The organism is Kitasatospora sp. MMS16-BH015, assembly GCF_002943525.1.
GTDB lineage: Bacteria > Actinomycetota > Actinomycetes > Streptomycetales > Streptomycetaceae > Kitasatospora.
Genome location: NZ_CP025394.1, coordinates 607,180 through 624,781, shown reverse-complemented (window position 1 = coordinate 624,781; position 17,602 = coordinate 607,180). Strand labels below are relative to the sequence as shown.

The 17,602-nt window shown below is 74.0% G+C and carries 13 protein-coding genes; 9 read left to right on the top strand and 4 right to left on the bottom strand.

What is annotated here, in order from left to right; all coding sequences use genetic code 11:
• The first annotated feature begins 27 nt into the window (after positions 1-27).
• Both CFP65_RS02770 and CFP65_RS02765 read left to right on the top strand, forming a co-directional pair.
• A complete protein-coding gene (locus CFP65_RS02770; RefSeq protein ID WP_104814576.1) occupies positions 28-741 on the top strand; it encodes an alpha/beta fold hydrolase in 714 nt (237 codons plus the stop codon).
• A 2-nt stretch (positions 742-743) separates the two neighbouring features.
• Positions 744-3,260, top strand: coding sequence for a beta-glucosidase (locus CFP65_RS02765; RefSeq protein ID WP_371682348.1), 2,517 nt, complete (start codon positions 744-746; stop codon positions 3,258-3,260).
• Positions 3,261-3,268: 8 nt separating this feature from the next.
• On the opposite strand, the gene CFP65_RS02760 is transcribed toward CFP65_RS02765, so the two are convergent.
• A complete protein-coding gene (locus CFP65_RS02760; RefSeq protein ID WP_254552190.1) occupies positions 3,269-4,978 on the bottom strand; it encodes an MFS transporter in 1,710 nt (569 codons plus the stop codon).
• Positions 4,971-5,453, bottom strand: a complete 483-nt coding sequence (locus CFP65_RS02755; RefSeq protein WP_104820608.1) for a MarR family winged helix-turn-helix transcriptional regulator — start codon at positions 5,451-5,453, stop codon at positions 4,971-4,973. The genes CFP65_RS02760 and CFP65_RS02755 overlap by 8 nt, the downstream gene beginning before the upstream one ends.
• A 115-nt stretch (positions 5,454-5,568) precedes the next feature.
• Here CFP65_RS02755 and CFP65_RS02750 point away from each other — a divergent pair, with 115 nt between their 5' ends.
• Entirely contained in the window at positions 5,569-7,716 is a 2,148-nt protein-coding gene (locus CFP65_RS02750; protein ID WP_254552189.1) for a DEAD/DEAH box helicase, read from the top strand.
• Between the two features lie 40 nt (positions 7,717-7,756).
• Here CFP65_RS02750 and CFP65_RS02745 read toward each other — a convergent pair whose 3' ends face one another.
• On the bottom strand, positions 7,757-9,484 hold the full coding sequence (locus CFP65_RS02745) for an NAD(P)/FAD-dependent oxidoreductase (protein WP_104814575.1): 1,728 nt from the start codon (positions 9,482-9,484) through the stop codon (positions 7,757-7,759).
• A 207-nt stretch (positions 9,485-9,691) separates the two neighbouring features.
• Positions 9,692-10,510 carry a TetR/AcrR family transcriptional regulator gene (locus CFP65_RS02740; protein ID WP_104814574.1) on the bottom strand — a complete coding sequence of 273 codons (819 nt, stop codon included), beginning with the start codon at positions 10,508-10,510 and terminating at the stop codon, positions 9,692-9,694.
• A gap of 107 nt (positions 10,511-10,617) precedes the next feature.
• On the opposite strand from CFP65_RS02740, the gene CFP65_RS02735 reads away from it, so the two are divergent.
• Genes CFP65_RS02735 through CFP65_RS02710 form a run of 6 tightly spaced genes read left to right on the top strand, consistent with a single transcriptional unit; the run spans position 10,618 to position 17,557 of the window.
• Entirely contained in the window at positions 10,618-12,288 is a 1,671-nt protein-coding gene (locus tag CFP65_RS02735; protein WP_104814573.1) for an amidohydrolase, read from the top strand.
• A gap of 17 nt (positions 12,289-12,305) precedes the next feature.
• On the top strand, positions 12,306-13,931 hold the full coding sequence (locus tag CFP65_RS02730) for an ABC transporter substrate-binding protein (RefSeq protein WP_217368132.1): 1,626 nt from the start codon (positions 12,306-12,308) through the stop codon (positions 13,929-13,931).
• Complete coding sequence (locus CFP65_RS02725) at positions 13,928-14,881, top strand: ABC transporter permease (RefSeq protein WP_104814572.1); 954 nt, start codon at positions 13,928-13,930, stop codon at positions 14,879-14,881. The genes CFP65_RS02730 and CFP65_RS02725 overlap by 4 nt, the downstream gene beginning before the upstream one ends.
• Positions 14,878-15,720, top strand: coding sequence for an ABC transporter permease (locus CFP65_RS02720; RefSeq protein ID WP_104814571.1), 843 nt, complete (start codon positions 14,878-14,880; stop codon positions 15,718-15,720). Before CFP65_RS02725 ends, CFP65_RS02720 begins: the two co-directional genes overlap by 4 nt.
• Positions 15,717-16,691: an ABC transporter ATP-binding protein gene (locus CFP65_RS02715; RefSeq protein WP_104814570.1), complete on the top strand. Its 975-nt coding sequence runs from the start codon at positions 15,717-15,719 to the stop codon at positions 16,689-16,691. Before CFP65_RS02720 ends, CFP65_RS02715 begins: the two co-directional genes overlap by 4 nt.
• A gap of 26 nt (positions 16,692-16,717) precedes the next feature.
• On the top strand, positions 16,718-17,557 hold the full coding sequence (locus tag CFP65_RS02710) for an ABC transporter ATP-binding protein (protein WP_371682347.1): 840 nt from the start codon (positions 16,718-16,720) through the stop codon (positions 17,555-17,557).
• Positions 17,558-17,602: the final 45 nt, after the last annotated feature.

The window sequence follows — 17,602 nt, the reverse complement described above, 5'->3', positions numbered from 1 at the left end:
ATCGTACGTAGGAAAGGCTGAAGAACCGTGAAGCTGAACACCCAGGAATGGGGCACCGGGGACCGTGTCGCCCTGCTCGTGCACGGCATCATGTCCGACCACCGCACCTGGCGTCGGGTCGGCCCGGCGCTGGCCGAGCGCGGCTACCGGGTCATCGCCGTCGACCAGCGCGGGCACGGGCTGAGCCCGCGCGGTGCGGGCGAGACCCCGCAGGAGCGGTACGCGCTCGAGGCGTACGCCGAGGACCTGGTCGAGACGCTGCCCGCCGGGGTCTCCCTGGAGCTCGCGGTCGGGCACTCGCTCGGCGGGATCACCCTGCTGCGGGCGGTCGAGCGGCTGGCGCCGGCCCGGGCCGTGTACGTGGACCCCGCTTGGCAGTTCGGGCAGGCGGAGGGGGTGGACCCGGCGATGTTCGTGGAGTTCCGGCACGCCACCCGGGAGCAGATCGCCGGGCTCAACCCGCGCTGGGAGGCCGAGGACATCGAGGTCGAGCTCGCCACCCTGGCCGCCTGGGATCCGGACTCCGCGCTCGCCATGCCCGGCCAGCACTCCGGCCTCCCCGTCGCCCCCGCCGTGCCCTCGCTGGTGGTGCTCGCCGACCAGAGCTTCCTGGTGAGCGCCGAGGACGCCGAGCTGCTGCGCCGGCGCGGCTTCGAGGTGCGCACCGTGCCGGGTGCGGGACACACCGTGCACCGCGACGACCACGAGGGCTTCCTCGCCGCACTGGAAGGGTGGATCTGAGCATGAGCGAGTACCGGGAGCAGTCCGTGAACGACGGTCAGGAGACCGGCATGACCCCCGAGGCCGCGCGGAAGGCCGCCGTGGAGGCCGCCCTCGCGCGGCTCGACCTGCCCGCCAGGGTGGCCCTGCTGGCCGGGGCCGACATGTGGTCGCTGCCCGCCAACGAGCGGATCGGCCTGGGCCGGCTGGTCATGTCGGACGGTCCGGCCGGGGTGCGCGGTGAGCAGTGGACGCCGGACGATCCGTCCGTGGCACTGCCCTCGCCGACCGCGCTGGCCGCCACCTGGGACCTCGAACTGGTGCGCCGGGCCGGCCGGTTGCTGGCCCAGGAGGCCCGCCGCAAGGGTGCCCACGTGGTGCTCGCGCCCACCGTGAACCTGCACCGCAGCCCGCGCGGCGGCCGGCACTTCGAGTGCTACTCGGAGGACCCGGTGCTCACCGGCGAGATCGGCGCCGCGCTGGTCTCCGGCGTGCAGGACGGCGGGGTCGGCACCACGCCCAAGCACTTCGTGGCCAACGACTCGGAGACCGACCGGTACACCGTGGACGCCCGGGTGGATGAGCGGACGCTGCGCGAGCTCTACCTGGCGCCGTTCGAGACCATCGTCAAGAAGGCTCACCCGTGGGGTCTGATGGCGGCGTACAACGCCGTCAACGGGGTCTCGATGACCGAGCACGCCGAGCTCAACAACGGTGTGCTGCGCGAGGAGTGGGGCTTCGACGGGGTGCTGGTCTCGGACTGGACCGGTGCCCGGGACACCGTCCGGGACGCGCTCGGTGGGCTCGACATCGCGATGCCCGGCCCGGCCACCGTCTACGGCGAGCACCTGGTGAAGGCCGTGCATGAGGGCCTGGTGCCCGAGGAGCTGGTGGACGACCTGGCCCGCCGGGTGCTGCGGCTGGCCGCCCGGGTCGGCCTGCTGGCCGGGGCCCCGGCCGCCGTGCCGCCCGAGCAGCTGCCCGCACCGGTGGACGGCGAGGCGCTGGTAAGGGAGTTGGCGGCCCGGTCGTTCGTGCTGCTGCGGAACGAGGGCGGTCTGCTGCCGCTGAGCCCGGCGACGGCGCCCGAGTCGGTGGTGGTGATCGGCGCGGCGGCGGCCGAGGCGCGGATCGGCGGTGGCGGCAGCGCCCAGGTCTTCCCGACCCGGGTGGTCACCCCGCTGGAGGGGCTGCGGGAGGCGCTGGGCGGCGAGCTGCGGTACGAGCTCGGCGCCGACCCGCGCACCTTCCTGCCGCCGGCCGGCTTCGCCCGCCGGGCCGAACTGCTCGGTGGGGACGGCGTGCTGGGCGTCGAGACGCTGGCCAACGGCAGCGTCCGCTGGCTCGGCGCGCTGCCGGGGGAGGTCTCGTTCGCGGAGCTCACCGGGGTGCGGGTGGGCGGCACGCTCACCGCCGAGGTGGCCGGGGTGCACCAGCTCTCGGTCCGGGGCGTGGGCCGGTTCACACTGGAGGCCGACGGCGTGGTGCTGTACGACGGCGCGCTGCTGCCCGAGGGCGAGGACCCGGCCGCCGCGTTCCTCAACCCGCCGGAGCGCCGGTTCGAGCTGGAGCTGGCCGAGGGCCGCGAGGTGGCCGTCACGCTGACGTACACCATGCCGGAGGCGAGCGCCTTCGCCGGGTTCGGTCTGGTCTCCTTCGAACTCGGCCACGGCGCACCGGTGGTGACCGCCGACGAGCTGATCGAGCGGGCCGTCGAGGCGGCCCGGACGGCCGATGTGGCGGTGGTGGTGGTCGGCACCACCGAGGAGGTGGAGAGCGAGGGCGTGGACCGCGCCGGGCTCGGGCTGCCGGGCCGACAGGACGAGTTGGTGGCCCGGGTGGCCGCCGTCAACCCGCGCACGGTCGTGGTGGTCAATGCGGGAGCGCCGGTGCTGATGCCCTGGCGGGAGTCGGTGGCGGCCGTGCTGCTCGCCTGGTTCCCCGGCCAGCAGGCCGGCGAGGCGCTGGCCGACGTGCTCCTCGGCACGGTCGAGCCGGGCGGCCGGCTGCCCACCACCTGGCCGGCCGAGGAGGCCGACTGCCCGGTCTGGCAGGTCGAGCCGACCAATGGGCAACTCGACTACAGCGAGGGCCTGTTCATCGGCTACCGGGCCTGGCAGCGACGGGCCGGCGCGGCGCCCGCGTACTGGTTCGGCGCGGGCAGCGGCTACACCAGCTGGTCGTACGAGGGCCTGGAGGCGCGGCTGGCCGAGGGCGGCGGCGAGGCGCTGGCGGAGGTGACCGTCCGGGTGCGCAACACCGGTGAGCGGGCCGGGCGGGAGGTGGTGCAGGTGTACCTGGCCACCGACGGCTCCGACCGCAGCCGCCCGGACCGCCAGCTGGCGGGCTTCGCCGTGGTCGAGGCGGCGGCCGGCGCACCGGCCACCGCGCGGATCACCGTGCCGCGCCGGGCCGTGCAGAGCTGGGACGCCGCCGCGCACGCCTGGCGGACCAACCCCGGCGTGCACACCGTCGAGGCCGGCCCGAACGCGGGCGAGCGTCCGTTGGCGCTGGCCCTGGTGGTGCCGCAGCAGCCCTGACGGGCTGGTCAGTTGGTGTGGGAGGGCCGGAGGAGGGAGGCCGCCGCCGCGAGCAGGGACATCGCGGTGGCGGCCGCGAAGACGATCACCAGGCCCTGGTGGAAGGGCGCGGAGATCAGGTGCGGGAAGAACTCCCGGCCGGTCAGCACCGCGCCCTGCTGCGGGGTGAGGGTGGGCAGCACATCGCTCGGGCCGAGCAGGGTCTGCACCGGATTCGCGCCGAGGAAGGCCGAGAAGACGGTGGAGACCGGCGGCAGCCCGGCCACCTGGTGAGCCAGCGGGCCGGGCACGCCCTGGGCGGTGAGGCCGGACTCCAGTGCGCCGGGCAGCCGGCGGGCCAGGCCCGCGATGAGCAGCGAGAAGAAGATGCCGATCGAGAGCGACATGCCCGAGTTCTGGAAGGTCGAGCGCATGCCGGAGGCGGCGCCCCGGTCGGCCGGCGGCACGCTGCTCATGATGGCGGAGGTGTTGGGCGCGGAGAACATGCCCGAGCCCAGGCCGTTGAGCGCGAGCAGCAGGGCGAAGGCCCAGTAGGGGAAGGCGATCGGCAGCAGCATCAGGCCGACGAAGCTCGCCGCGAAGACCAGCAGCCCGCCGGTGGTGAAATAGCGGACGCCGTACCGGTCGGAGAGGTGGCCGCAGAGCGGGCCGGCCAGCAGGAAGCCGAAGGTCAGCGGCAGCAGGAAGACGCCCGCCCAGAGCGGGGTGTCGGCGTAGTCGTAGCCGTGCAGCGGAAGCCAGATGCCCTGGAGCCAGATGATCAGCATGAACTGGAGCCCGCCCCGGGCCACCGAGGCGAGCAGTGCGGCCAGGTTGCCCGAGGCGAAGGCGCGGTTGCGGAAGAGCGCGAGCCGGAACATCGGCTGCTCGGCCCGGGTCTCGATCAGGCCGAAGGCGATCAGCAGCAGCACGCCGCCGGCGAGCCCGGCGAGCACCCGGGGGCTGGTCCAGCCCATGGTGTGCCCGGCGTACGGCTGGATGCCGTAGGTGATCGAGACCAGCAGCAGGCCGACGCCGCCCGCGAAGGTCAGGTTGCCCCACCAGTCGATCCTCACCCGCCCGCGGGTGGCCACCTCGCGCAGCGAGCGGTAGGCCCAGACGGTGCCCAGGATGCCGAACGGCACGTTGATCCAGAACACCGCGCGCCAGTCCCAGGCGGAGAGCAGCCCGCCGAGCACCAGGCCGACGAACTGGCCGGAGAGACCGGCGATCTGGTTGACCCCGAGGGCCATGCCGCGCTGGCGGGCCGGGAAGGCGTCGGTCAGGATGGCGGCCGAGTTGGCCATCAGCATCGAACCGCCGAGGGCCTGCACCGCCCGCCAGCCGATCAGCCAGAGCGCGCCCGCCGCGCCGAGCAGCGGGTCGAAGGAGAGCGCGACCGAGGCGAGGGTGAAGACCACGAAGCCCAGGTTGTAGATCCGGACCCGGCCGACCAGATCGCCCAGGCGGCCGAGGGTGACCACCAGGACGGCGGTCACCAGCAGGTAGCCCATGATCATCCAGAGCAGGAAGCCGATGTTGCCGGGGGCGAACGGGTCCAGGTGGATGCCGCGGAAGATGGCGGGCAGCGAGATGATCACGATAGAGGCGTCCACCGTGGCCATGAACATCCCGAGCGAGGTGTTGGAGAGCGCGAGCCACTTGTAGCGGTCGGTGTGCCCGGCGCCGGAGGCGGTGCTGCCGGTGCGGACGGTGGCTTCCCCGGTCTGCTCAGACACGGCGGGTGATCCTCTCCAACAGGGGGATCGCGGCGGCGAGTTGCCGCTGCTCCTCGGGTGAGAGCTCCTCGGCGATGGCCTCGGTGAGGCGGCGGCCGCGCTCGGCCCGGGTGCCGCGCAGCCGCTCCCGGCCGGCCTCGGTCAGCGAGATCAGCACCCGCCGGCCGTCGGTCGGGTCCGCCGAGCGGGCCACCATCCCGTGCTCGCCGAGCGCGGAGACGATCGCCCCCATCGACTGCGGCCGGATCCGCTCCCCGGCTGCGAGCTCGGCCGAGGTGGCCGGCCCCTCCCGGTCGAGCCGGGCGAGCACCGAGGTCTGCGAGAGGGTGAGCTCGTCGTCCGGCTTCAGCTGGCGCAGCCGCCTGACCAGCGGGCCGAGGCAGGCCCGCAGGTCGGCCGCCAGCTCGGCCGCCCCCTCGGGGGAGGCGGTGGCGGTGGTGGAGGCGGGGCCGGTCTGGTCGGGGGAGTCTGCCATGGTCATCAGTCTAGACTTATCAGTTCGACCTGACAGCCCCGGTGGCATCGGTACTTCGGTGGAATCATGGGCGGGCTCCGGATCGGGAGCATGATCGACTGCGACGGGAGAACCAGTGGGGGAGCGGAAGCCCAAGGCCGTCCTGGCGGAGGCCGAGCGGCTGCTCGCCTCGGCGCAGGCCGTGCTCGCCGAGCACGAGGCGGCGGTGGTGCAGGTGCGGCAGGGCGCCGCCGCGCTGCGCGACCGGCTGGTCGGCCAGGAGCTGGCAGCCCTCCCGGTGGCCCGGCTCAAGGACGTGACCGACGGGCGGCTGCGGGTCGCGGCGCTGGAACAGGCCGGGTACCGGACCGTCCGGCAGGTGCTGGAGGCCTCCGGGTACGACCTGCGCCTGGTGCCCGGGATCGGCCAGGTCAGCGCCGACCAGGCGCTCGCCGCCGCCCGGCAGCTGGCCGAGGCCGTCGGGCAGACCGTGGCCGTGCGGGTCGACCCCGACCGGCGGGACGAGGAGAGCACCGCGCTGCTGAGTGCCCTCGCCCGGCTGGTCGCCGCCGGGCCGGAGGCCACCCGGGCCCGGAAGGCCGCCGCCCTGCTGAGCGAGGAGCTCAGCCCGCTGACCACGGCCGCCCGCCCGGCCGGGGGTGTGCTGCGCGGCCTGTTCGCCGGCAAGCGCGGCCGGGCGGAGGCCGCCGAGGCGGTCGGGGCGCTGACCGAGCTGCTGGCGGAGGCGGCGGAGCAGCAGGTGTCGCTGGCCTTCGACCAGACCGTGGTGGACCTGCTCCGTCCGCCGGCCCAAGGGGACTCGCTCTGGCTGGAGTTCGAGACCCGGTCGGCCGACTTCTACGGCGTGCTGGGCGAGTTGGTCTCGGACGGTCGCGCGGACTACACCGCCGCCGCCGGCTTCCTCCCCGACGACCTGGTGCAGCGAGTCCAAGCCGAGCCGCTGACCGACGAGTTGCGGGGCATCTCGCTGCGCGGGTACCAGGCGTTCGGGGCCCGGTTCGCGTTGGCGCAGCGGCGGGCGATCCTCGGCGACGAGATGGGTCTCGGCAAGACCGTGCAGGCCGTGGCCGTACTGAGCCACCTCAAGGCGGCCGGCGGTCGGCACTTCCTGGTGGTCTGCCCGGCCAGCGTGCTGGTCAACTGGGTGCGGGAGGTCGAGGCGCGCAGCTCCCTGCGGGCGTACCGGTACCACGGGCCGGAGCGGTCCGCCGCGCTCGCCGCGTGGTCGACTGGGGGCGGGGTGCTGGTGGCGACCTTCGACGGGCTGCGGCGGCTGGCGGTGCCGGCCGATCTGGCGGTCGGACAGGTCGTGGTGGACGAGGCCCACTACGTCAAGAACCCCGCCACCCGACGCGCGCAGGCCGTGGCCCATTGGGCCGGCCGGGTCGACCGGGTGCTGTTCCTGACCGGCACGCCGATGGAGAACCGGGTCGAGGAGTTCCGCAGTCTGGTGGCCCACCTCCAGCCCGAGCTGCTGCCCCGACTCCACCACGGCGTCGGGGCGGTGGGTCCGGACGCGTTCCGCAAGGCCGTGGCCCCGGTGTACCTGCGGCGCAACCAGCGGGACGTGCTCACCGAGCTGCCCGAGACGGTGCAGGTGGACGAGTGGGAGGAGTTCTCGGCCGGGGACGCCGCCGCGTACCGGACGGCCGTGGCGGCCGGCAACTTCATGGCGATGCGGCGGGCCGGGTACGCGGAGCCCAAGACCTCCGCGAAGCTGGAGCGGCTGGCCGAGATCGTCGCCGAGGCCGAGGCGAACGGGCTCAAGGTGGTGGTCTTCTCGTACTTCCGCGAGGTGCTCGCCACTGTCCAAGAGGGCTTGAAGCAGCGGGTGTTCGGGCCGATCGACGGCGGCATGCCGGCCGAGCGGCGGCAGGAGGTGGTGGACGAGTACTCGGCGGTGGCCGGCCACGCGGTGCTGCTCAGTCAGATCCAGGCCGGTGGGGTGGGGCTCAACATGCAGGCGGCCTCGGTGGTGATCATCTGCGAACCCCAGGTGAAGCCCACCCTGGAGAGCCAGGCCGTGGCCCGGGCCCACCGGATGGGGCAGGTGCGGCGGGTGCAGGTGCACCGGCTGCTCGCCGAGGACAGCGTGGACCAGCGGATGGTGGAGATGCTGCGGGGCAAGTCGCGCCTCTTCGACGCCTACGCCCGCCGAAGCGAGGTGGCCGAGAACTCGCCCGAGGCGGTGGACGTTTCGGAGCGCTCGCTGGCGGTGCGGATTGTCGAGGAGGAGCAACTCCGGCTGGCCGCAGAGGGTTAGTGGCCCCGGGCCGGGGTGGGTGGCCCGGGGTGGGTGGGGGTCAGAGCTGGGTGGTGATCTCGGTGGCGGCGCGTTCGCCGGAGGCGACGGCGGAGTTGAGGGTGGCGTTGTCCACGTCGGTGTGTTCGCCGGCGAAGTGGATGCGGTGTTCCTGGACGGCCTCGTAGCCGGCGATGGTGGTGTACTGGCCGGTGCGGTAGTAGTGGTAGGCGCCGAGGTGCCAGGGGTCGAGCGACCAGTGGTCCTCGTAGGCGAGGCCGTTGTAGGCGGCCTTGGTGCCGGGGTAGACCTGTTCGATCTGGTCGAGGAACCAGGCGGCGTCGGCGGCGGGGGCCGGGCCGTGGGCGGCGCCGGTGAGGGTGGAGCGGGCGGTGTCGCCGCCGGGGAAGTTGACCAGCAGGGCCGGGCCACCCTTCGGGCCGAGCTGGACGGAGCCGTCCCAGGCGGTCTGGTAGCCGGCCGGGGCGGTGTTGCTGACGCCGTTGTAACCGAGGGCCGGCCAGGTCTTGCCGCGCAGTTGGAGGACGAGCTTGGCGCTCTGGCCCATGCCCTGCTGCTGGATCGCCCGGAGCTTGAGCGCGGAGAGCCCGGCCCGGGTGAGGTCGACGGCGCGCAGGGTGCTGAACGGCAGGGCCAGCACCAGGTGGTCGGCCTGGACGGAGACGGCGGGGGAGCCGCCGCCGGTGCGGTCGAAGGTGCAGGTGTAGCTGCCGTCGGCGTTCTGGACCACCGCGACCAGCTGGTACCCCTGCTGGACGGTGCCGGCGGGCAGTGCGGCGACCATCCGGCTGACCAACTGGTCGTTGCCGCCGACGAGGTGGTACTTCTCGTCGAAGCCGGCGTCGCCGTCGAAGGTGGCGGAGCCGCCGAGGAAGCCGATCATCCCGAGGGCCGAGGCGAGCGCCGGGTCGCCGCCGCTCTGGAGCTGGACGGACTGGATCAGCTGGCTGAGCGCGGAGCCGGTGGGCAGGCCGATCGAGGCCAGGTAGTCGAGGCAGGAGAGCTGGTCGAGCCGCTGGGCCTCGGCGGTGGAGGCGTTCCAGCGCGGGGTGCCCATCGCGGCGTAGGAGGCGGCGAAGGCCGAGTACGCCTCGGCGACCCAGTCGGCCTGCTGCTGGGCACTGTCGTAGCGGCCGCCGTTGAACCAGCCCGCGTAGTCGCCGGAGTCGAGCGAACCGCCGTTGGCGTACTCGGTCTTGAGGCCGAAGGAGGCGGCGAGCTTCAGCACGGCGGTGTCGGTGGAGCTGATGAACGAGCCGCCGTGCTCGCTGACCGCCCCGTTCGCGAAGTAGCCGCGCAGCGACCAGCAGCGCCCGCCGAGGTGGGTGGTGTCGGCCTCGTAGACGGTGGCGGCGAGCGGGCGGGAGCCGGTCCAGAGGCGGTGGGCGCAGCGCAGGCCGGCCAGGCCCGCGCCGACGATCACGATGCGGGGTGCGGTGGCGGGGTTGGCGGCGGTGGGGTCGGTCGGGCCGGGGGCGGTGCGTGGGGTGACCGCTGCCGCACGGGTGGGGCCGGCCAGGGCCGCCGCGGCGGTGACCAGGGCTCCGGTGGCGAGGAGCCGGCGGCGGGTCAGTTCGCGGCGTTCGGCGCGTTGGCCGGCCACTTCGGCGACCGGCAGGCCGCGGCGGCGGGCCTCGCCCTCCAGGGAGAAGGCGAGGCCGAGTGTGGTGGGGAGGCCGGCGCGGGTGGTGGTGGGGGAGGCGGGGACGGTCGGGACGGTGGGGGTGGCGACGGTGCTGGGGAGGCGTCTGGCGGGTTCCCGGTCCATGGGGGTGTCCCTCTCTGCGAGAGCGGGTGGTTGACCAGGAGTGAACGGCGGTGCGGCGCGAATGTCAACGGTTCTGTCAACGTTGGTGTCAACAGTGTTGCGCACAGATCGACCGAAGATCGGGGCGGGGCGGCGGGGCGGCGGGGCGGCGGGGCCGCGGGACGCGGCGCGCTCCTTGGCCGGGGCAGGGCGGAGGTCGGGTGCGGGTCAGTTGGGCCGGACGGGCTCGGGTGGGATGACGGCGAGCTCGGCCGCCCGGCGTTCCACCGCCGTGATCAGGGCCTCCACCCGGGCCCGGTAGACCCCGTCCTGGGTGACCTGGGCCAACTCCTCGGCCACGGCGGTGATCTGCGGGAAGGCGACGGGGTCGACCAGCCGGTACTCGCGGGTCCAGGAGGCCTCGTCGGCCGCCCGGGCCTCGGGGGCGAAGAGCAGGTAGGCCGCGCGCTGGCCGACCAGGGCGAGCAGCGAGTCGCCGACCATCCGGTAGTGCACGGCCGCCTCGGCTCCGGTCAGGCCGGCCTCGGCGACGGCGCCGAGGATCAGCTCGACCACCCGGAACTCGTTGGCCCGGCGGGTGGTGCGGCTGGCCATCGCCGAGGCCACGGCCGGGTACTTGAGGGCGACGGCGAGCGAGCCGTCGGCCAGGGCGCGGATCCGGTCCTGCCAGACCAGGCCCTCGGGGATGCTGTCCAGCACCTCGCCCAGGGTGCGGTCGGCGACCTCGAGCAGCAGGTCGTCCTTGTCACGGAAGTGCCGGTAGACGGCGGTCGGGTCGGCGCCCAGCTCCTCGCCGAGGCGGCGGACGGTGAACGCGTCGGCGCTGCCCCGGGCGGCGATCCGGAGGCTGGCCTCGACGATCAGCTCCGGGGTCAGTTGGGTGCCCGAGCGCCGGTTGCGGGCACGGCCGGACGGTGCGGACGGTGCGGCGGGCGGGGTGGCGACCGGCCGCGCGGGCGGCGCCGACGCGGCTGCGGGCGGGGCCGGGGTGGGGGGCTTGGGCGGGTTCGCGGCTGTATTCGACATGGTGCGGTCAGTGTAGCGAGGCAATTCCGGGTTTGCGCAACACCGTTGACAACAGTGTTGCGCAGCGCTTCACTCCTCCTCACCACCACTCCGGGAGGAACCAGCCCATGGACCATGACGCACCGTCACACCGCTCGGCCGACCTGCTCTTCCGCGGCGGCCGGGTGTTCACCGCAACGGGTGACACCCCGATCGAGGCCGCCGTTGCCGTCCGGGCCGGCCGGATCCTCGCCGTCGGCGAGGAACGCGAGCTGCGCGGCCTGCTGGGCCCGGCCGCCGAGGTGGTCGACCTGGACGGCGGCCTGCTCGCCCCCGGCTTCCAGGACGCCCACGTGCACCCCGTGGTCGCCGGCGTGCAGCTGCTCCGCTGCGACCTCTCCCACCACCGCAGCCTGGACGGCTACCTGGGCACCATCGCGCGGTACGCCGCCGAGCACCCCGAGGCCGAGTGGATCTGCGGCGGCGGCTGGTCGATGGACGTCTTCCCGGAGGGCATCCCCACCCGGGCCATGCTGGACGCGGTCGTCCCCGACCGCCCGGTGCTGCTCACCAATCGGGACGGCCACGGCGCCTGGGTCAACTCCCGGGCCCTGACCCTGGCCGGGGTGACCCGGCAGACCCCGGACCCGGCCGACGGCCGGATCGAGCGCGAGCCCGACGGCACCCCGATCGGCACCCTCCAGGAGGGGGCGATGGAGCTGGTCGCCGCGCTGGTGCCGGTGGCCACCCCCGCCGAGGCCAAGGCCGGCCTGCTCGCCGCGCAGCGGCACCTGTTCTCGCTCGGCATCACCGCCTGGCAGGACGCCATGATCGGCACCTTCCCCGGCAATCCGGACAACCTCCCGGTCTACCTGGACGCCGCCCGGGACGGCTCGCTGGAGGCCCGGGTGGTGGGCGCGCTCTGGTGGGACAGGTGGCGCGGCACCGAGCAGATCGACGAGCTGGTGGAGCGCCGGCTGCACGGCCGGGTCGGCCGGTTCAACGCCACCACCGTGAAGATCATGCAGGACGGCATCGCCGAGAACTTCACCGCGAGCATGCTGGAGCCCTACCTGGACGGCTGCGGCTGCGCGACCGCCAACTCCGGGCTCAGCTTCGTCGGCCCCGAGGTGCTGCGCGAGGCCGTCCCCCGACTCGACGCGCTCGGCTTCCAGTTGCACTTCCACGCGCTCGGCGACCGGGCCGTCCGCGAGGTGCTGGACGCGCTGGAGCTGGCCCGGGCCGCCAACGGCCCGAACGACAACCGGCACCACCTGGCCCACCTCCAGGTGGTGGATCCGGCGGAGCTCAAGCGGTTCGCCGAGGTGGGCGCCGCCGCCAACATCCAGGCGCTCTGGGCCGCCCACGAGCCGCAGATGGACGAGCTCACCATCCCCTACCTCGGGGCGGAGCGCGCCGCCCTCCAGTACCCGTTCGGCGACCTGGCGCGGGCCGGGGCCCGGCTGGTCGCGGGCAGCGACTGGGGCGTGAGCAGCCCCGACCCGCTGCTCGGTATCCACGTCGCCGTCAACCGCCGCGCGCCGCACAGCGGTTCGGAGCAGCCCGCGTTCTACCCCGAGCAGGCACTGACCCTCGCCCAGGCGTTCACCGCCTACACCGCCGGCAGCGCCTGGGCCAACCACCTGGACGCCGAGACCGGCACCGTCGAGCCCGGCAAGTGCGCCGACCTGGTGGTGCTCGACCGTGACCCGTTCGCCGGCCCGCCCGAGGAGATCGGCGCCACCGAAGTCCGGATGACCTTCGTCGACGGCCGCGCCGTCCACACCACCGCCAACTGACCCACCGGAGGCCCCCCTTGACCAGACCACGCAGAGCGGCCCTGGCCGCGCTCGCGGGCGTCTTCGCCCTGACCTCCTGCAGCGGCAGCGCGAAGCCCGGTGACAGCGTCGCCGCCTACCAGCTGACCGACCGCACCCCGCCGGGCCCCGGCGCGCTCGACTCCTTCACCTGGTCGCTCTTCGCCGAGCCGGTCTCGATCGACTACGCGCTCTCCTTCGACTACCCGCCCAACACCGTGCTCGCCAACGTCTGCGAGAGCCTGCTGCGGTGGAACCCGGACCTGACCACCTCGCCCGGCCTGGCCAGCTCCTACACCAACCCGACCCCGACCACCTGGGTCTACACCATCCGCAGCGGCGTGCACTTCCACGACGGCGCGCCGCTCACCGCCGAGGACGTGGTCGCCTCGCTGCGCCGCAACCTCGACCCGGCCGTGGGCAGCGACTGGGCGTACCCCTTCCGCAACGTCAAGTCGGTGGACCGGACCGGCCCGATGCAGGTCACCGTCACCCTCAACACCCCCGACGCCACCTTCAACGAGTACCTGGCGGCCGCCCCCGGCACGGTGGAGTCCGCCGCCGCGCTGAAGGCGGCCGGCAAGGACTACGGCAACCCGGGCAAGGGCGTGGACTGCACCGGCCCGTTCGCCTTCGACTCCTGGACCCCGGGCCAGTCGATCGTGCTCAAGCGCTTCGACGACTACTGGGACCCGGCGCTGCGCGCCAAGGCCAAGCAGGTCAAGTTCGTCTTCCTGCCGGACGAGACCGCGCGGGTCAACGCCTTCGAGAGCGGCGAGGTGGACGGCGGCTGGATGGTCCCGGCCGACTCCTACCAGCGGCTGTCCGCCTCCACCAAGGGCAAGCTCTACTACGGGCGGAACACCACGGTGGCCGACGAGGTGGTGAGCAACCTCCAAGGCCCACTGGGCGATCCACGGGTGCGGCAGGCCCTGCTGATGGCCATCGACCGCAAGGGCATCGTCAAGGCCGGGGTCGGCGGGGTGGGTGAGGTGGCCGATTCGCTGGTCACCCGGAACACCTGGGCCGACAGCCCCAAGGAGACGGTCGATCCGCTGCTGAAGAGCCTCGTGCAGTACCCCTACGACCCGGCCAAGGCCAGGCAGCTCGCGGCGAGCGCCGGGGTCGACGGCCAGAAGGTGGTGATCGCCGGCAGCCCGCTCGACTCGCAGACCACCATCATCACCCAGGCCGTCCAACAGGCCGCCACCGCCATCGGGTTGAAGCCGGAGATCCAGACCATCCCGCCCGACAAGTACACCGCGCTGTTCACCGACCCGGCCGCGCGCAAGGGCATCGACCTGTTCGAGACCTTCTGGTACACCTCGATCACCGACCCGCTGGACATGTACGGCTCGCTCCAGACCGGCGCGTTCAGCAACTACGGCAACTGGTCGAACCCGCAGTTCGACGCCGCCCTGGGCCAGGCCGTCGGCGCCGCCGATCCGGCCGCCCGGGCCGCCGCGACGGCTGAGGCGCAGCGGATCGCGATGGACCAACTCCCCTGGCTTCCGCTGTACAACGACCCGGTCTCGGTCTTCCTCGGCAACCGGATCAGTGGCGTGCGGCCCTCGATCGACTACCTGTACTACCCGTGGGCCGCCGAGATCGGGGCCAAGGGATGAGCATCGCGGTCGCGCTGCTGCGGCGGCTGATCGGCACCGCGCTCACCCTGCTGGTCACCTCCTTCCTGGTGTTCTCCTCGCTCTACCTCGCGCCCGGCGACCCGGTCTCCTTCCTGGTCCGTGGCCGCAGCCCCAACCCGGCCGAACTGGCCGCCATCCGGAGCCAGTTCGGCTTCGACCAACCCTTCCTGCTGCGGTACTGGCACTGGCTGGAGGCGGTGCTGCACGGTGACTTCGGCCGCTCCTACCTGTTCCACCAGAGCGTCGCCGCCGTGATCGGCGCCCGACTGCCCGCCTCGCTGCTGCTGGTCGCGGTGGCCACGGCGCTGATCGCCGTGGTCGGCATCGGGGCCGGCGCGCTCGGCGCGCTGCGGCGCGGCAGCCGGACGGACGGCGCGGTGCTGCTGCTGGTCACGGTCGGCGCGGCCGTGCCCTCCTTCGCCGCCGCGATCGTGCTGCGCTCGGTGTTCGGGGTGCGGCTCGGCTGGTTCCCGACCATCGGCAACGGCACCGGCCTGGGCGACCGGCTGCACCACGTGCTGCTGCCCGCCGTCGCGCTCTCGGTGACCTTCATGGCCCTGGTCACCCGGGTCACCCGCAGCTCGATGATCGACCAACTCGGCCGCGAGCACGTGGAGGTGGCGCTCAGCCGGGGCACCCCGAAGCTGGCCGTGCTGCGGCGGCACGTGCTGCGCAATGCGCTCGGCCCGATCGTCACCGTCTCCGGCCTGCTGGTCTCCGGGATGCTGGTCAGCACCGCGATCGTGGAGACCGCCTTCGGGATGTCCGGGATCGGCTCGCTGCTCGTCCAGTGCGTGGACCAGCTGGACTTCCAAGTCGTCCAGGCCCTGGTGCTGTTGGTGGTGGCGGCCTTCGTGCTGGTCAACACCGCCGTCGACCTGCTGTATCCGCTGATCGACCCGCGAGTCGGGCGAGGGGAGGCCCGATGAGCGCGGTGGCCGCGCGCACCGGCCCGGTGCTGCGCCGACTCGGCGGCGACCGGCTGTTCAAGACCTGCCTGGGCGTGCTGGCGCTGCTGGTGCTCGCCGCGCTGCTCGCCCCCTGGCTGGCCCCGCAGGACCCGACCGTCGGCGACTTCGCCGAGACGATGGCCCCGATCGGCGCCGGGCACTGGCTCGGCACCGACCAGGGCGGCCACGACACCTTCTCCGCCCTGCTGTTGGGAGCGCGCACCAGCCTGCTCGGGCCGCTCGGCGTGGTGGTCTTCTCCAGCCTCGGCGGCATCGCGCTCGGCCTGTTCAGCGGCTGGCGCGGCGGCCGGCTGGACGCCCTGATCGGCCGGGTGCTCGACGTGCTGTTCGCCTTCCCCTCGCTGCTGCTGGCGATCCTCGCGGTGGCGCTGTTCGGCAAGGGCCTGGGCGCCCCCGTGCTGGCCATGGCGGTGGCCTACCTCCCCTACACCGCACGGCTGGTACGCGGCCTGACCGCCCAGGAGAAGACCCGCCCGTACGTGGCCGCCTACCTGGTGCAGGGCCACGCGCCGACATACGTCGCGGTGCGCGGCCTGCTGCCGAACATCGCACCGACCGTGCTGGCCCAGTCCACCGTCAACTTCGGCTACGCGCTGCTCGATCTGGCCGCACTCTCCTTCCTGGGCCTGGGCGTGCAGCCGCCGACGCCGGACTGGGGCGCGATGATCAACCGGGCGCAGTCGGCCGTGCTGGCCGGGCAGCCGCTCTCGGCCGTGGTGCCGGTGGTGGCCGTGGTGGTCGCGGTGGTGGCCTTCAACGTGGTCGGTGAGCGGCTCGGGGAGAGGAGCGGGCGGTGAACCTGCTGGAGATCGAGCGGTTGAGCGTCGAACTGCCGGGCGCGGCGCGGCCGGTGCTGGATGCGGTGAGCCTCTCGGTGGCGGCCGGCGAGGTGGTGGGGCTGGTCGGAGAATCGGGCTCGGGCAAGTCGGTGACCGCCCGGGCCGCGCTCGGGCTGCTGCCGCCCGCCGCGCGGACCGCCGGGCGGGTGCTGGTGGACGGGACGGACCTGCTCGACGCGGGCCGGAGCCGGCTGCGCGAACTCCGGTCCGGCACGGTGTCGATGGTCTTCCAGGACCCGCGCGCCGGGATCAACCCGGTCCGCCGGATCGGCGACTTCCTCACCGAGCCTCCACGGCTCACCCACCGGGTGCCGCGCCGTGAGGCCGCGGCCCGGGCGGTGGAGCTGCTGGCCGCCGTCGGCCTGCCCGAGCCGGAGCGCCAACTGCGTGCCTTCCCGCACCAGTTGTCGGGTGGCATGCTGCAACGGGTGATGATCGCGGGCGCGTTGGCAGCCGAACCACGGCTGCTGCTCTGCGACGAGCCCACCACCGCCCTGGACGTCAGCACCCAGGCGGAGATCCTGGCGCTGCTCGGCGGGCTGCAGCGCGAGCGTGGCCTCGGCCTGCTGCTGATCACCCACGACATCGAGCTCGCGGCGGCGAGCTGCGACCGGGTCTACGTGATGTATGCCGGCCGGATCCTCGAACATGCCACGGCAGCCGAGCTGTTCGGGCGGCCCAGGCACCCCTACACCGTGGGGCTGCTCGGTTCGACCCCGCCGCTGACCGGCCCGCTGGACCGGCTCCGCCCGGTGCCGGGCACCCCGCTCGGCCTGGACGAGGCAGCGCCGGGCTGCGCGTTCGCCGCGCGGTGCGGGCACGCCCTGCCCGGGCGGTGCGACCGCGAGGTGCCGGAGCTGCGGCCGTTGGGCGGCGGACGGGCGGCGGCCTGCGTGCGGCTGGACGAGTTGGCGCAGGTGCGGCCGTGAAGGCGCGGAGCGAGGAGGCAGGAGGCGTGGCGGTGAGTGAGGAGAGCAGGGGAGGCGGCGTGGCCGCGGGTGCGCTGCTCGAGGTCAGCGGGCTGCGGAAGAGCTACGGCTCGACCGTGGCCGTGGACGGGGTCTCGTTCACGCTGCCGCCCGGTGGGGCGCTCGGGCTGGTCGGGGAGTCCGGCTCCGGCAAGACCACCACCGCGCGGATGCTGGTCGGCCTGGAGCGGCCGGACGCCGGGGCGATCAGCGTGCTGGGCCGCCCACTGGCCCCCACCGTGCGCGGGCGGGCCGCCCGGCTGGCCCGGGCCAAGGCGGTGCAGATGGTCTACCAGGACCCGTACCTCTCGCTGGACGCCCGGCTGACCATCGGTGACACGCTCGACGGCGTGCTCCGGCTGCACGGCCACCGGGACGGCCCGGCCCGGGCCGAGCGGATCCGCGCACTGCTCGCCCAGGTGGGCCTCGGCGAGCGGGAGGCCGCCGCCAGACCGCGCCGGCTCTCCGGCGGGCAGCGGCAGCGGGCCGCGATCGCCCGGGCGCTGGCCGTCGAGCCGGCCGTGCTGGTCCTCGACGAGGCCGTCTCGGCGCTCGACGTGTCGGTGCAGGCGCAGGTGCTCAACCTGCTCACCGACATCCGCCGCGAGGCCGGGATCGGGCTGGTCTTCGTCAGCCACGACCTCGCGGTGGTGCGGTACGTCTGCGAGGAGGCGCTGGTGCTCCGGCGCGGACGCCCGGTCGAACACCGGCCCGTGGCCGAGCTGTTGGCGGAGCCGGAGCACCCGTACACCCGTCTGCTGCTCGCCTCGGTGCCGCACGTGGGGTGGGCACCGGAGGAGATCGCGCAGCGGCGGCGGGCGCTCTGAGGTCCCGGGCGGGAGGGCGGCGGCCGCGCGGGGCTTCACCCGGCC